We start from the raw sequence: 14,643 nt of genomic DNA, 5'->3' as shown, positions 1-14,643 counted from the left end.
CGACCCCGCCTTGCGCGGAGCATGGCGACATCGGCGCGTGATCAGGCCTCACTGTAATGCAAACACGGGCGGCGCAGGGCACCGCCAGGCGCGAGCCGCTGCATCAGGAGCGGACGCGGCGATCGAGCAGCAGCGCGATGCCTTCCGCGGCGCCGGCCAGCAGGCCTATGCCCCAGATGGCGCCGGCGCCCAGTATGCCGGCCCCCATGGCGCTGCCGATGGAGAATCCCAGGTACATGGTCGACGTGTTCAAGGCGAGGGCGAGCGATGCCTGGGCAGGGCCGCCGGCGGCAATGAGGCGCGCCATCTGGGCCGGAAAGAAAGCCCAGACGCTGAATCCCCATGACGCGACGCCGAGCAGGACCGGAATCGCGCCGACGCTTGGAGACAATCCTGTGGCCAATGCCAACGCCCAGAACGAAAGGCCCAACACGATCAGGGACAGCCGCACCACGCGATCGGAGCCGAGCCTGTCGTTCAACGCTCCGCCTGTCGTCACGCCCAGTGCCGCGGCCAGCCCCCACATCGAGACCGTGGCGTTGATCCCCGTCGCGCCATAATTCAGGACGCTGGCCAGATAAGGCGCGATGTAGGGGTAGACGGCATAGGCGCCGATGGACCAGAAAAGGCTGACCGACAGCAGCCGCAGGATCGCGGGTTGCCGGATGACGGCGACACGCTGGGACAGGGTTGCGACGGGGATGCCCGCGCCGGCATCCCTGGCGATGCCGGCCATGATCCCGACGATGGCCGCCAGGCTCATGGCGCCGACCGCGAGGAAGGTGGCGCGCCAGCCGAAGGCATGTCCCACGACGCCACCCAAGGGCAGTCCGAGCGCGATCGCCAACGTCATGCCGCCGCTGACGATGGCGAGTGCGCTGCCGCGTTTGGCTGGCGCCACAATGACGCCGGCTAGTGCGTTGGCATTGGGAACGTACAGGCCGGACGCCACCGCCATCATGACGCGCGCGGCCATCAGCATGCCGAAGCTGGACGACCACGCCGCGAGCAGATTTCCGACGGCGAACAGCGACATGGCCAGCAGCAGCGTGCCACGGCGCCTGAACCGGCCCGTCAGCACCGTGGATATCGGCGAGCTCAAGGCCATGGTCAGCGTGAATACCACCACCAGCAGCGCGACGTGCGGCACCGTCATGTGGAAGTCGGCGGCCATCGTCGACAGCAGCGGCGCGATCATGAAGCCTTCGGTGCCTATGGCGAAGGTGCCCAGCGCGAGGAATGCCGCCGGTACCAGGGTGGCATCCGGCGCGGCTTGCGGACGCGCCGCGCCGCAAGCGACATCCGCGGTGCAGGATTGAGAGGACATGGCAGCTTCCTGTGTTGCGCGGCGCTGGCCGATATTTGCCCAGCGCCGGCGTAGCGTTTCGGTCAGACCGGAATCGGGTTGTCGACGATGCTCTGGTTGAACGCATGCACGAAGGCGTGTTCGCCTGATCCCGGGTTGTCTCGCAAGGCCCTGATGCCTTCCACGAAGACTTCGGGCGCGTCGGTCGCCAGCCCCTTCATGGTTTCGGCGATGAAGGCATCCAGCGGCATGGCGCGCGGGTCCCCGCTCTTCTTGATCAGGTCGGTGTCGACCCAGGGCGGCGCGATTTCCTGCACCGTTACGCTGGTGTCGCGCAGCATGAAGCGCTGCGACAGAGCGTAGGAGTGCAGTGCCGCCTTCGACGCGGAGTAGACGGCGTTCGTCGCAATGGGCACATAGGCCAGCACCGACGTGTTGTGGATGATGGTGGCGCGCGGCTGCGCTTTCAGGTGGTCGATCAGCGCCGACGTCAGGCGGATAGGACCGAGCAGGTTGGTGTCCAGGATGCGGCGAGAGGTGGCGTCGTCGACCGCGGCGGCGGCGTTGTCGAAGGGCATGATGCCCGCGTTGTTGATCAGGACGTTGAGCCTTGGGTACCGGGCAATGAGTGTCCGGGCCACGCGTTCGATATCGCCGGCATCGGCGATGTCGAGCTGCACGCCCTCCATGCCGGCGTGGGCGGCCGTTATCTCGTCCAGCAGCGCCTGGCGGCGCCCGGCGATGACGACTTTATTGCCCAGGGCATGGAACGCTTGCGCCAGGCCGCGGCCGATGCCGGACGTACCGCCGGTGATCAGGATGGTGTTGTCGGTGAGCTTCATGTGGATGTCCTTTAGCGGAGTAGGTGGGCGCCGAACGGTTCAGGCACCGCGCATGTCGTCACTTTGCCGTAGTTTCGGGCCGTCACAAATGTCATTGAAACGTCAATTAAGGACATAGGCCTGCGAGCCAGGTCCAGAAGTTTTGCTGATATCCGGCTTTTCATGCCTGCTTTGCAGTATCCTGACACCACGTATCCAGCATATCGAGACACGCAATGCGCCAGATAGGATTGATCCTGGAGGACGGCTTCCAGCTCATGGGTTTGTCCGCGATCGCCGCCTTCGAACTCGCCAACGGCGAACTCGGCGACGACGGTTATCGGCTGACCATACTTTCCGAGGCCGGCGGCATCGTTCGATCCACCATGAGCGCGGGCATCGAGTCGGTGCCCTTCGGGGTGATGCCCGACACACTGATCGTGGCGGGCGAGTTGAAGCCCGGCCCCGTCGCACCTGGCGTGAGGGCCTATCTGGTCCGCGCCGCGGTAGAGGCGCGGCGGATCGCCGGCGTATGCACGGGCGCTTTCGTGTTGGCCGAGGCCGGGCTGCTGAATGGCCGCACCGCCACCACGCATTGGGCGCATGCCCGACGCCTGCAGGAACGCTTCCCCGAGGTGCGGGTCGACGAAGACCGTATCTTCATCCGGGATGGCAATATCTGGACGTCGGCTGGAATGTCGGCGGCGATCGATCTGGCGCTCGCGTTGATCGAGGACGACCATGGCGCGGAACTGGCGCGTCAGGTCGCGCGCAAGCTGGTGGTTTACCACCGCCGTCCGGGCGGGCAATCGCAGTTCTCGGCCCTGCTGCAGATGGAGCCTCGTACCGACAGGGTGAAACGCGCCCTGACCTATGCGAAGGAGAATCTGCGCAACGCGCTCAACGTGGAAGAATTGGCACAGGCAGCCAGCCTGTCGCCACGTCAGTTCAGCCGCGTCTTCCGCGAGGAGACCGGGCAGTCGCCGGCCAAGGCGGTCGAGCTTCTGCGGCTGGAGGCCGCCAGGGCGATGCTGGAAGACGGCCGGCATTCCATGGACGTGGTGGCGCGCGACACCGGCTTCGCCGACCGGGACCGGATGCGCCGTGCTTTCCTCAGGACCTATGGGCAGCCACCCACGGGGCTGAAGCGCAGCCTCGTGCTCATGGGCAGTGAGCCGATGGTGTGAGTCGCACGGAACTATATCGGGTATGCATCGATGACATCGCGTACCCGCGCGAGCACGGCCTGCAACTCGTCCAAGGGTACGGAACCCAGACCCAGCCGCAGCGCCTGCGGTGCGTGGCGGGTGGTCGCGTAGGCTTCCGCCTTTGACACCGCTATCTGCCTTTCGGCCAGCGCCATGGCGATGCGGTCCGCGCGCAGCTCGGGTGGCAGGCGCAGCCATACGAACAGCGCATTGGGGTGGGCGGTCATGTCCATGCCCGCGAACACCTTGCGAGCGACGGCCTGGCGCAGCCGTGCCCCATGGCGATGCTCGGATTCCAGTCGCTTCACCGTCCCGTCCTGCATCCATCGCGTGGCCATGGCGGTGACCAGGCTGGGCAGGCTCCAGTAGCTGGCACGGATCTGCGCCTTGATGCGCATCGCCATCGATGGCGGCGCCACCACGTAGCCGAAGCGCAGGCCGCTGGCCAGGCTTTTCGACAGACTGGAGACGTAGACGGTGCGCTCGGCGGCTAGCGTCACCAGCGAAGGGGGCGCGTTGCCGGCGAGATAGGCGTAGGCGGCGTCCTCGACGATCAGGCAGTCGTGCCGCCTGGCGATGTCCACCAGCCGTGCGCGCTGGCGCGCGGTCAATACCCATCCCAGCGGATTGTGCAGTGTCGGCATGGCGTAGATCGCGCGTACGGGATGGCGGCGGCACAGCGCGTCCAGGGCCTGCGGGTCCGGACCCTCGGCCGCGCCCGGCGGTGACGCCGGGACAGGCTTCAGCACCAGTTCGCGCGCTTCGGCCAGCATCTTGAATCCGGGATACGTCAGGGCGTCGACGGCGACCATGTCATGCGCGCGCAGCAATGCGCGCACGGCGATATCCAGTCCCTGCTGCGCACCGTTGACCAGGAAAACGCATTGCGGGTCCGCGCGGATGCCGCGTTCCCTGGCCAGGAAGTCGGCCACGATCTGCCGCTCGTGGCGCCGGCCCCCGGGGGGTTGCTGGTGCATCAGCGCGGCCAGGTCGCCGCTGCCCGCCAGCTCGCGCAACATGCCGCGCAACAGGTCGGCCTGGCCCGGCCAGGTTGGGTGATTGAAGGACAGGTCGGTGGCGGCGGCGCTCAGCCGGGCTTCGTCGCCTGGGTCCCAGTCCCGCTCCCGCGGCCGGTCGCGCACGAAGGTGCCTCGTCCCGTTTCGCCTATGACCAGGCCCATGTCCTTGAGCCGCGCGTAGACCTTGCTGGCCGAGGCGATGGCCACGCCATGGCGGGCGGCGAGCTCCCGGTGCGTGGGCAGCGCCGCACCTGGCGCCAGCCTGCCGTTCCGGATGTCGGCCGCCAGTTTCTCGATGATGGGCGAGAGGGGGGAAGGGCGCATGCAATGTATCTAGGACAATTTTTTGATTGTTCCAATTTAGGCGATTAGCCTGCGCATAGGAAGAGGAACACGCCTTCATGACGACAGCCGCCATGCAACTGCCCGTATTGGAATACCTGCAACGCCAGCTCGACGGCACGCTGCCGGACGGCGCGACGACGCATATGCGCTATCCCACCGCGATCTCGCGGCTGCTGGACCTGCGTATCGTCGCCATCGGCGTAGCCACGGCAACCCTGGAACTGGATGCGGACGCCACCCGCCACGGAAATCAGCAGGGCACCGTCCACGGAGGGCTGCTGTGCGAACTGGCCGACGCGGCCATAGGCACGGCGCATTCGACACTGATGGATCCGGGTGAGAGCTTCACCAGCATCGATCTGAAGGCGACGTTTCTTCGCCCGGTATGGCAGGCTCGCCTGGTGGCGGAGGCCTGGGCGGAGCACCGGGGCAGGACGATCAGCCATTACCGCTGCGATATCCGGCGGGACGACGGCAAGGCCGTGGCAAGCATCACCAGCGCTGTCATGACGCTGAACGGAGATCGTGCCCAGGGCCGGTGATACCGTGGGCGCGGGTGCGTCGGTCAGCCTGGCACCGTGAACCGTCCATCCGGGTACTGTTCGCAAATGAAGTCGACGAAGGCCCGTACTTTCGGGCTCTGCAGGCGCCGGGACGTGTGCAAGGCCCAAAGCTCGACGTCGTCGCCCGTGATTCCCCATGACACCAGCTGGCCGCTTTCCAGCATGCCGCCAATGATGGATTCGGGCAGCATGGCGATGCCCGCGCCGGCGACGATCGCATCACGGACCGTCAGCAGGGAAGACAGCCGCAAGACCGGTTGAGGCGCGACGCTGAGCTGCCCGTTGCGCAGCGTCCATACTTCTCCGTCGCGGTGGCTGGTCATGACGACTGCCGGAACGGGCAGGGCTGGCGCGCCGCGGCTCCTGGGTTTGCGGATGGATGGCGCGGCGGCCAGCACCAGCCTGTCTCTGGCGAAGCAGCGTCCGACCAGGGTGCTGTCCTTGCCGGGATTGGCGCGGACGGCCACGTCGAAATGATCGTCGACCAGATCGACGAAGCGGTCTTCGGCGACGGCTTCGATCTGCACGTCGGGGTATAGCGCGACAAATCGGGCGGCCAGCCGTCCCAGCGCCACTTGCGAGAACAGGATGGGCGCGGCGATGCGCAGCCGGCCGCGCGGCGTTGCCAGTCCTTCGCGTGCCGCGGCCGCCGCTTCCGCGACTTCATGCATCGGTCCTTCCGTCCGGGCCAGCAGCATCTGTCCGGCCTCGGTCAGCTCCAGGCTGCGGGCGCCGCGTTCGATGAGCCGGATACCCAGCGAGTCTTCGAGATCGCCGACGCGCCGCGATAGCGTGGCCTTGGACCGGCCGCTGGCGCGGCTGGCCCGGCCGAAGCCGCCATGGGCGGCGACCAATTGGAAATCCGCCAGGGCGTTCAGATCCATGTGTGTCTCGTTTTTGATACGGGCTGTCTATATTTTATGGTCTTTGTTTTGATTCTGAAACTGCCTATCGTGTGACCTACGCGATACGGAAGTCGCCAACCTGACGACTGCGCCCGTATCGACTTTCCAAATGGAGCCAATCATGAGCATTCTCGTCACTGGTGCGTCCGGCACCGTAGGTTCACAAATCGTCCAGCGTCTCGCCACGAGCGGGGTGGAAGTGAAAGCCCTGGTCCGTACGCCAGGGAAGGCCGCCCTGCCTCCGGGTACACAGGAAGTGGTAGGCGACATGAGCAGTGTCAAGGCAATGCGCTCGGCCTTGTCTTCCGTGCGTACCCTGTTCGTTCTGAACGCGGTGGTCGCCGACGAAGTCACCCAGGCGCTGGTCACCTTGAACCTGGCCAGGGACGCGGGTATCGAGCGCATCGTGTACCTGTCGGTCATCCACGCCGACCTCTATACCAATGTGCCGCATTTCACGGGCAAGCATACGGTCGAGCGGATGATCGAAACGCTCGATCTGCCCGCCACCGTCCTGCGGCCGGCCTATTTCATGCAGAACGACGAGCGCATCAGGTCCGTCGTTGAGGGCTACGGCGTCTATCCGATGCCGATCGGAAAGGCCGGCGTGAGCATGGTGGATGTGCGCGACATCGCCGATGTGGCGGCGGCCGAGCTGCTGGCGCGGCACCATGCGCCCGTCGCGCTGCCGGCCCGTACATTGGAGGTCGTGGGGCCGGAGGCCCTGACCGGGCAAACCGCCGCGCAGGCGTGGAGCGAGGCTTTGCAACGTGATGTCCAATACGGCGGCGATGACGTCGATGGCTTCGAACAGCAGATGGCGGCCTACGGGCCTGATTGGCTGGCCTACGACATGCGGCTGATGATGGACCGCATCCAGCATCACGGCATGCACGCTGGTGCGGGAGCAGTCCAGAGGCTGGAGAAGCTGCTTGGGCGTCCCTTGCGCACCTATCGCGACTTTGTCCGGGAGACGCTGGTCGACAAACCGTGAGCGCCGGGTCGGCACGATGCCGGTCCCGACTCCGGTTAACCTTGGACCAGCATCGACCGACCGGCGTCCCTTGCGCCGATCACAACCACGGAGAGCGCCATGTCACAGCAGAATAAAGCAGCCCTGCAGAATGCCAACGCAGCAATCACCGTCGGCGATATCGAAGGATTCCTGTCGTTCTGCGTCGACGACATAATCTGGACGACGGTGGGGGGCGAGACCTTGCACGGCAAGGAGGCGGTCCGGCAATCGATGCTGAAGGAGTACGCGGAGCCGCCCAGATTCACCGTTTCGCATCTGATCGCGGAAGGCGACCACGTGGTGGCGCTGGGCACCATCGTTTCCAGGGGCAGCGACGGCCGGCTGGTCAATAATCGCTACTCCGACGTCTGGCGTTTTCGCGATGGCCGGATGGCCGAGCTGAATGCATTCGTCATCGAATCGAACTAGCAAGGACACGTCTTATGGACGCCAAGGTAGAAGCCTTGCTGCGCGACGCCGCGCAGCGGGCGATTGCATACGTCGGGTCGGTGCGCGACCGGCCTGTGGCCGTATCGGCCGAGGCACTGCAAGGCCTGGAGGCCTTCAGGCACCCGCTTCCCGAAACGGGTGTCGACGCGCGCGAGGTGCTGCGGCTACTTGATGAAAGCGGCTCGCCCGCGACGGTCGCGACCGCCGGCGGGCGCTTCTTTGGCCTGGTGGTCGGCGGCGCGCTGCCGGCCACGGTGGCGGCGAACTGGCTCGCGACCGCATGGGACCAGAATGCCTGCTTTCGGCGCACATCGCCGGTTGCCGCGACGCTGGAAGACGTGTCCTTGCAATGGATGGCCCGGATGTTCGGCCTGCCCGCGGATGTTGGTGGCGCATTCGTTACCGGCGCGTCGATGGCGAATTTCGCCGCGCTGGCGGCGGCGCGCCATGCGCTGCTGTCGCGGCTGGGTTGGGACGTGGAAGCCCGGGGGTTATACGGCGCGCCGGAGATACGCGTCATCATCAGTGAAGAGACGCACGTCACGGTGGGCAAGGTCCTGGCGTTGCTGGGGCTGGGGCGCGAACGGGTGATTATCGTGGCCACGGATCGCCAGGGGCGGATGCAGGCCGGCAAGCTCCCCGCGCTGGACGACCGTACCATCGTGTGCATCCAGGCCGGCAATGTGAATACCGGCGCCTTCGATCCCGCCGATGAGGTCTGCCGTTTGGCCCGCCAGGCTGGCGCCTGGGTCCACGTGGACGGGGCCATCGGCCTTTGGGCGCTGGCCAGCGACACGTTCGACACCATGACGCAAGGAATCGCGCAGGCCGACTCCTGGGCCACCGATGGCCATAAGTGGCTTAACGTGCCCTATGACAGCGGCATTGCGCTGGTGCGCGATGCCGCGGCGCTGCGCGCGGCCATGTCGCTGAATGCCGCATACCTGGCGCAAGACGGCGCGGAACAGCGTGAGCCATCCCACTACACGCCGGAGTCGTCCCGGCGCGCTCGCGGGGTGGAGATTTGGGCGGCGCTGCTGCATCTAGGCAGGCAGGGCGTGGCGGGGCTGGTGGAGCGCACATGCGGCTACGCCAGGGTGTTCGCACAGGGCCTGCAAGCGGCCGGTTTCGAGGTGCTGAACGAGGTCGCGCTCAACCAAGTGCTGGTCAGCTTCGGCTCGCCCGCGGTCACGGCGGCGGTGATCGAAAGACTGCAGGAGGAGGGCATATGCTGGTGCGGCGGCACGGTCTGGCAGGGCCGTACCGCGATGCGCATCAGTGTCTCCAGCTGGGCGACCACCGAGGCCGATGTCCAGGCCAGCCTGCAAGCCATGGTGCGTGCGGCGAAAAAAACCGTTGACGGACGTACCTACTAGTTGGTAGTCTACGGCCATGGTCACCCAGAACAGCACCTTCGACGAAATTCTGCGTTGCGCCCGCGCCCTTATCATCGCGGGCGGGTACAACGGCTTCAGCTATGCCGACATTTCAGAAGTCGTAGGCATACGCAAGGCCAGCATCCACCATCATTTTCCCAGCAAGGTCGATCTGGTCCGCACGTTGCTGCAGCGCTATCACGAAGAAGCCGAGGCCGGCATCGCCGCGATGCAGCAGCACCATCCCGATCCGGTGGACCAGCTTCGCGCGTATACGGGCTACTGGGCCGCATGCATCGGGGATCCGACCAGCGCCTTCTGCGTGTGCGCGTTGCTCGCGACGCAAATGCCGGTGCTGCCGCCGGAGATCGCCGTGGAAGTACGCGGGCATTTCCGACTGCTGGCCGGATGGCTGACCTCCGCCCTGGAACAGGGCGCGCAGCAGGGCAAGCTGGCGTTGCGCGGTAGCGCGCAGTCAGAGGCCGAAGGTTTCCTGGCGGCGGTACACGGCGCCATGCTCTCGGCCCGCGCCTATGGCGATACGAAGGTATTCAGGGTCGTTACCGATCCCCTCATAGAAAGGCTCACGGCCGGGCTTGCGGCCGAAGCGCCCAACAAGGCTTCCTCTGCCACGCAGAAGAAGCAGGCAGGTTCGAACAGGCGGTAGAAGCCGCCCACGTCGTCTGGCTCTGGCGGGGCGCGCCGTCCGAGCCTGTTTTTTCGCGCCAGATAACTACCTACTAGTAGGTATAAGGAGTCAGCATGTTCCAGAAACTCGTACGCGGCCTGCTCACCGCCGCCGTCGTCAGCCTGCCGCTCACCGCCGGCCTCGCTTCGTCCGCATACGCACAGAACGCCAAGCCGGAACCGGTGCGCGTCCGTGGCGATATCGTCGACTTCAGCGGACAGGCCTTGAAGGTCAAGACGCGGGAAGGCCAGACCGTGGACATCGCGCTTGCGCAGGGATGGATGGTGTCGAGCGTCGCCCGCGCGGACATTACCGATATCAAGCCGGGTGATTATGTGGGCATTGCTTCCTTGCCGAACAAGGACGGCGGCGATGGCGCGCTGGAAGTCCTGATCTTCCCGCCCGCCCTGAAAGGCACCGCCGAAGGCAGCTACGGCTGGGACTTGAAGCCTAACAGCACCATGACCAACGCCACGGTCGCGGATGCCGTCAAGGGCGTGAACGGACGCACCGTCACGGTCTCCTATCACGGCAAGGAGAAGAAGATCGCCATTCCGGAAGGCACGCCCGTCGTGACGTTCGCGCCGGCTACCCAGGCCGACCTGAAACCGGGCGCGGTTGTCTTCGTATCGGCCACCAAGGCCGCCGATGGCGCACTCAGCGCGCAGCGCGTGGTGGTGGGCACCAACGGCGTCGTCCCGCCGATGTAAGCCATGAACAGGGATAAGCGAGCTTCCCAGCCCATGCCGCGCGAGCGAACCGTGCTCGTCCGGCGGCATTCCGTGGCCACGCGCCTGACGCATTGGCTGAACGTGTTGTGCCTGGGCTTTCTGCTTTTGAGCGGACTGCAGATATTCAATGCCTACCCCCAGCTGCATTGGGGCCAGTATGGCGCCGACGACGATCCGGCTTTCCTGAAAATCGGGTCGACCGACGACGGCGGCGTGCCGCACGGCTTCCTGAAGATCGGCAGCCTGTCCGTGTCCACGACCGGTGTCCTGGGCGTCTCGAAGGTGGATGGAGAATTGGCGTCGCGCGCTTTTCCCGCCTGGCTCACGCTGCCGTCGTACCAGGACCTGGCCGTTGGACGGCGCTGGCATTTCTTCTTCGCCTGGGCTTTCTTTCTCAATGGCCTGGTCTACCTGGCCTGGGGCGTCCTTAGCGGTCATTTTCGCCGTGACCTGGCGCCCAACCGGCGTGAGCTGGCGCCCCGGCATCTTTGGCAGGAGATCATCGACCATGCCCGCCTGCGCTTCCCGTCCGGCGAGGCAGCCAAGCGCTACAACGCGCTGCAGAAGCTGACCTACATCGTCGTGATCGGTGGTCTGCTGCCCTTGATGGTGCTGACGGGCCTGACGATGTCGCCGGGTGTGGACGCGGTATTTCCGATACTGCTGGACATCTTCGGTGGCCGCCAATCCGCCCGGGCGCTGCACTTTATCTCGGCATCGCTGATCGTCCTGTTCGTCGTCGTGCACGTGGCCATGGTCGTGCTGTCGGGACTGTGGAACAACATGCGTTCGATGATCACGGGCCGCTATGCCATTCGCCAGCAGGAGCCAGACGCATGAACAAGCTGACACGCCGCCGCTTTCTGTTCGGCGGCACGCTGGGCGCCGGCGCGCTCGTCCTGAGCGGCTGTGACGCCGCGGTACAGGACGATGGTGTCGCGGGCGTCATCCGTTCCGCCGAGCAGCTGACCATGAAAACGCAGCGTCTGCTGCAAGGACGCCACGCGCTCGCCCGCGAGTTCTCGGAAGCCGATATCTCGCCGTCGTTCCGCGTGAACGGCACGAGCGCGCCGGACAGCGGGGAGTATGCGCGGCTGCTGGAAGGCAACTTCGCCGATTGGCGCCTGAAGATCGACGGTCTCGTGGAGCGCCCGCAGGAGTATTCGCTGGCGGACCTGCGCAAGATGCCGGCCCGCAGCCAGATCACGCGCCACGACTGCGTCGAAGGCTGGAGCGCGATCGCCAAGTGGACGGGTGTTCCGCTCGCGACCGTCCTGGCACCGGCGGGACTGAAGCCGAACGCGCGATACGCCGTTTTCCATTGCGCGGACGAATTGGAGAAGACGCTGGATGGCAGCGGCCGCTATTACGAAAGCATAGACCTTATCGATGCGTATCACCCGCAGACGATATTGGCCTATGCCATGAACGACCAGGATCTGATGGTCGGACATGGGGCGCCGCTGCGTCTCAGGGTCGAGCGGCAGCTGGGCTACAAGCAGGCCAAATACATCATGCGGATCGAGATCGTGGACAGCTATGCCGGCTTGTGGGGCGGAAATGGTGGTTATTGGGAAGACCGGGGCTACGAGTGGTACGCCGGAATCTGATGAAAGGAAATGAGATGACTGACATGCAAATGGGCTATACCGGCCCCAGCCAGGAACAATGGCTGAAGACCTATTACTTCATCCGCGCCGTGGTATCGGCGGTGTGGGTGGCTGCCGCGTTCACCGTGGGCCGGCAGTCGCCGGGAATCGCGGCAGTGCTGCTGGTCCTGTATCCGGCCTGGGACGCCCTGGCGAACTACATCGATGCGGCGCGCAGCGGCGGCCTGGGCAGGAACCGCACGCAGGCCATCAACGTCGCCGTCAGCGTGGTGACGACGATCGCGGTCTTCGTCGCGTTGCAAATGACGACGAATTCGGTGCTGGCGGTGTTCGGCGTATGGGCCATACTGGCCGGGCTGCTGCAACTGGGCACCGCCGTGCGACGCTGGAAGCGCAGCGGGGCGCAATGGGCAATGGTCCTGAGCGGCGCGCAGTCGGCGCTTGCCGGCACCTTGTTCATCCTGCAGTCGCGCACGCCTACGCTGGCGTCGATGTCGATCACCCGGGTCGCCGGCTACGCCGGCGTGGGCGCGGTGTATTTCCTGGTGTCGGCGATATGGCTGTTCGTCAGCCTGCGCCGCAGGGCCGCCCAGGCCGTTTGATGCGTTTGCCAGGGCGGCCGCGCGTGGAGGCTCAAAGCTGCGCTTCGATGGCGGCCTTGTCGATGACGGAGCGCACGTCGAAAATCCGGCCGTCCCGGAATTCGTAGAAGGCGTGCTCGCGGAACGACACTCGCCGCCCGTTCACCGGAAGCCCCATGAACACGGCTTTCGGCGTAACGTCGAAGCGCAGCCTGCACGCGACGCGTGGCGGGTCGACCAGCAGCATCTCGATGTGGAAGCGCAAGTCCGGTATCTGTTCGAGGTCTTTTTCGAGCATGGCGCGATAGCCGGGCAGGCCCAGCGGCCGCCCATTGTGCCAGACGTCGTCATGGACGTAGCGCCCCAGGCTGGTCCAGTCCTGCCGGTTCAGGCAGGCGATGTAATCGGTATAGCGTGCTTCCAGTTCGTTCTTCGTCATGCGACGCTCTCCCGGGCCTGGTCGTCGCCGAAGAACTCGATCAGCGCCGCCGTGGCGGCCGCGGGCTGTTCCTCCGGGATGAAGTGGCCGCAGTGGGTGATGAGCACGCCTCGCACATCGTCGGCATAGGCGCGCAGCGGGCCGGCCATGTCGGGGATGGAGCCTTGGTCGGCGCTGACCGCGAGCAGGGGCATCTGCAGTCGGCCCTTGCTGTTCAGTTCGCGGTTCTGCCGTGCCGACAGGTGCGCGGCGCGGTAGTAGGCCAGGCCGGCGCGCAACCCGCCTTCCTTGGTGAATAGGCGCAGGTATTCGGCCATGTCGGCTTCAGTGAAGCTTTGCGGGTTGGCCGCCTTGCGTCGCAGGAACCAGTCCAGGTAGATCTCTTCCTTGCCCGTGATCAGCGATTCGGGCAGGTCCGGCACCGCATGGAAGGCGAAGTGCCAGGTGCGCCATGCGCGATCCGGCGCCGCGGGCAGGGCGTCGGGCAGGGTGATCCCCGGAATGCCGGCGTCGAACAGGGCGAGCCGCCGCACCTCATCGCCGAACAGCATGGCATAAGGGTAGGCGACCCATGCGCCGACGTCGTGCGCGGCCAGATGGTATCGACGCAGGCCCAGGGCGGCGAGCAGGCCATGCAGGCGCTCGGCCAGGGTCCGGGTGTCGTAGCCTTCCAGCGGCCGATCCGAATCACCCTGGCCGGGCAGGTCCGGCGCGATGACGTGATAGCGCTCGGCCAGGGCCGGCATGACCCTGCGCCAGGCGTACCAGCTCTGCGGATAGCCGGCGACCAGGACCACCGTGTCCCGGCCGCGATCCCCGGCTTCGACGTAGTGCATGCGGATGCCGTCCACGGTCTGGAAGCGATGGCTGTAACCCTCGAACCGGGGATCCGGCAAGGAGGCCGGCCCGCAGTCCAGGACGCGGGCGGAGGCGGAAGCAGTCGTATTCATGATGGAGCTCCTGGTGGTTGGCCTAGCAGCCGCATGGCTTCGTCCGCCGCGCGGCGCATTTCCTTGGCTGTGCGCCCGGACTTGCCGATGACGCGGAATCCCTGCAGGACGGCGAGCAACACGCTGCTCATGGCGGAAACGGATATGTCGGCCGCGATCGAGCCGTCGCGCTGTCCTTCCCGCAGCAATGTCCGCAGCAGGTCCTGGATGCGCCGCAGGCTGGCTTCGATGCGGGCGGCGACGTCCGCATCGAAGGTGGACAGGACCGTGGCGCTGCCGACGACCAGGCAGCCCAGCCGGCCTTGTTCGCCCTGTGACGAGTCCGCGTAGAAAAGCAGTACTGCCCGGATCTTTTCGCGGGCGTCGGGCTGGATATCCAGCCTGCGCCGCAAGTCCTGGCCGCGTTCGTCGACATAGCGATCGAAGGCGGCCAGGAACAGGCCGCGCTTGTCCTGGAACGCCTTGTAGATACTGCCGGCGGTAAGGCCCGTCGCATCGCTGAGGTCGGTAATGGAGGTCGCGTGATAGCCCCGCTCGCGGAAAATCCGCACGGCGCCGTCCAGGACGGCGCCCATGTCGAATTCCCTGGGGCGGCCCGGCGAACGTGCTGGGTTGGGCGGGATGGATTCCGATATC

17 protein-coding genes are annotated in these 14,643 nt (G+C 65.9%); 10 read left to right on the top strand and 7 right to left on the bottom strand.

The window, feature by feature from the left end; translation table 11 throughout:
- Positions 1 to 103: 103 nt before the first annotated feature.
- Both CAL26_RS16260 and CAL26_RS16255 read right to left on the bottom strand, forming a co-directional pair.
- On the bottom strand, positions 104 to 1,327 hold the full coding sequence (locus CAL26_RS16260) for an MFS transporter (protein WP_094847894.1): 1,224 nt from the start codon (positions 1,325 to 1,327) through the stop codon (positions 104 to 106).
- A gap of 62 nt (positions 1,328 to 1,389) precedes the next feature.
- Positions 1,390 to 2,148: an SDR family oxidoreductase gene (locus CAL26_RS16255; protein WP_094847893.1), complete on the bottom strand. Its 759-nt coding sequence runs from the start codon at positions 2,146 to 2,148 to the stop codon at positions 1,390 to 1,392.
- Between the two features lie 215 nt (positions 2,149 to 2,363).
- On the opposite strand from CAL26_RS16255, the gene CAL26_RS16250 reads away from it, so the two are divergent.
- Positions 2,364 to 3,314 carry a GlxA family transcriptional regulator gene (locus CAL26_RS16250; RefSeq protein WP_094847892.1) on the top strand — a complete coding sequence of 317 codons (951 nt, stop codon included), beginning with the start codon at positions 2,364 to 2,366 and terminating at the stop codon, positions 3,312 to 3,314.
- Between the two features lie 11 nt (positions 3,315 to 3,325).
- Here CAL26_RS16250 and CAL26_RS16245 read toward each other — a convergent pair whose 3' ends face one another.
- On the bottom strand, positions 3,326 to 4,678 hold the full coding sequence (locus tag CAL26_RS16245) for an aminotransferase-like domain-containing protein (protein WP_094847891.1): 1,353 nt from the start codon (positions 4,676 to 4,678) through the stop codon (positions 3,326 to 3,328).
- Positions 4,679 to 4,755: 77 nt separating this feature from the next.
- Here CAL26_RS16245 and CAL26_RS16240 point away from each other — a divergent pair, with 77 nt between their 5' ends.
- On the top strand, positions 4,756 to 5,241 hold the full coding sequence (locus tag CAL26_RS16240) for a PaaI family thioesterase (RefSeq protein ID WP_094847890.1): 486 nt from the start codon (positions 4,756 to 4,758) through the stop codon (positions 5,239 to 5,241).
- 23 nt (positions 5,242 to 5,264) lie between these two features.
- On the opposite strand, the gene CAL26_RS16235 is transcribed toward CAL26_RS16240, so the two are convergent.
- On the bottom strand, positions 5,265 to 6,146 hold the full coding sequence (locus CAL26_RS16235) for a LysR family transcriptional regulator (RefSeq protein ID WP_094847889.1): 882 nt from the start codon (positions 6,144 to 6,146) through the stop codon (positions 5,265 to 5,267).
- Positions 6,147 to 6,288: 142 nt separating this feature from the next.
- Between CAL26_RS16235 and CAL26_RS16230 the strand changes: the two genes are divergently transcribed.
- The 8 genes from CAL26_RS16230 (at position 6,289) to CAL26_RS16195 (ending at position 12,639) form a co-directional block, all read left to right on the top strand.
- Positions 6,289 to 7,161: an SDR family oxidoreductase gene (locus CAL26_RS16230; RefSeq protein ID WP_094847888.1), complete on the top strand. Its 873-nt coding sequence runs from the start codon at positions 6,289 to 6,291 to the stop codon at positions 7,159 to 7,161.
- 99 nt (positions 7,162 to 7,260) lie between these two features.
- Positions 7,261 to 7,611 carry a nuclear transport factor 2 family protein gene (locus CAL26_RS16225; protein WP_094847887.1) on the top strand — a complete coding sequence of 117 codons (351 nt, stop codon included), beginning with the start codon at positions 7,261 to 7,263 and terminating at the stop codon, positions 7,609 to 7,611.
- 14 nt (positions 7,612 to 7,625) lie between these two features.
- Positions 7,626 to 9,008: a pyridoxal phosphate-dependent decarboxylase family protein gene (locus CAL26_RS16220; RefSeq protein ID WP_094847886.1), complete on the top strand. Its 1,383-nt coding sequence runs from the start codon at positions 7,626 to 7,628 to the stop codon at positions 9,006 to 9,008.
- Between the two features lie 16 nt (positions 9,009 to 9,024).
- Positions 9,025 to 9,675, top strand: coding sequence for a TetR/AcrR family transcriptional regulator (locus CAL26_RS16215; RefSeq protein WP_094847885.1), 651 nt, complete (start codon positions 9,025 to 9,027; stop codon positions 9,673 to 9,675).
- Between the two features lie 95 nt (positions 9,676 to 9,770).
- Positions 9,771 to 10,406: a hypothetical protein gene (locus CAL26_RS16210; protein ID WP_179283375.1), complete on the top strand. Its 636-nt coding sequence runs from the start codon at positions 9,771 to 9,773 to the stop codon at positions 10,404 to 10,406.
- Positions 10,407 to 10,439: 33 nt separating this feature from the next.
- Complete coding sequence (locus CAL26_RS16205) at positions 10,440 to 11,267, top strand: cytochrome b/b6 domain-containing protein (RefSeq protein ID WP_094847884.1); 828 nt, start codon at positions 10,440 to 10,442, stop codon at positions 11,265 to 11,267.
- Positions 11,264 to 12,037 carry a molybdopterin-binding protein gene (locus CAL26_RS16200; protein WP_094847883.1) on the top strand — a complete coding sequence of 258 codons (774 nt, stop codon included), beginning with the start codon at positions 11,264 to 11,266 and terminating at the stop codon, positions 12,035 to 12,037. Before CAL26_RS16205 ends, CAL26_RS16200 begins: the two co-directional genes overlap by 4 nt.
- Before the next feature lie 14 nt (positions 12,038 to 12,051).
- Positions 12,052 to 12,639 carry a DUF308 domain-containing protein gene (locus tag CAL26_RS16195; RefSeq protein ID WP_094847882.1) on the top strand — a complete coding sequence of 196 codons (588 nt, stop codon included), beginning with the start codon at positions 12,052 to 12,054 and terminating at the stop codon, positions 12,637 to 12,639.
- A gap of 31 nt (positions 12,640 to 12,670) precedes the next feature.
- Here CAL26_RS16195 and CAL26_RS16190 read toward each other — a convergent pair whose 3' ends face one another.
- The 3 genes from CAL26_RS16190 to CAL26_RS16180 are packed head-to-tail and all read right to left on the bottom strand — an operon-like array spanning position 12,671 to position 14,582.
- Entirely contained in the window at positions 12,671 to 13,057 is a 387-nt protein-coding gene (locus tag CAL26_RS16190; protein WP_094847881.1) for an ester cyclase, read from the bottom strand.
- Positions 13,054 to 14,007, bottom strand: a complete 954-nt coding sequence (locus CAL26_RS16185) for an alpha/beta fold hydrolase (RefSeq protein WP_256988482.1) — start codon at positions 14,005 to 14,007, stop codon at positions 13,054 to 13,056. Before CAL26_RS16185 ends, CAL26_RS16190 begins: the two co-directional genes overlap by 4 nt.
- Positions 14,004 to 14,582 (bottom strand): TetR/AcrR family transcriptional regulator, encoded by a 579-nt coding sequence (locus tag CAL26_RS16180; protein WP_094849915.1) that lies wholly within the window; start codon positions 14,580 to 14,582, stop codon positions 14,004 to 14,006. The genes CAL26_RS16185 and CAL26_RS16180 overlap by 4 nt, the downstream gene beginning before the upstream one ends.
- Positions 14,583 to 14,643 lie beyond the last annotated feature (61 nt).

Origin of the sequence: Bordetella genomosp. 9 (assembly GCF_002261425.1) — a bacterium.
Taxonomy (GTDB): Bacteria; Pseudomonadota; Gammaproteobacteria; order Burkholderiales; family Burkholderiaceae_B; genus Bordetella_C.
The sequence above is the reverse complement of the archived record's forward strand: the minus strand, read 5'-3'. Positions and strand labels throughout refer to the sequence as shown.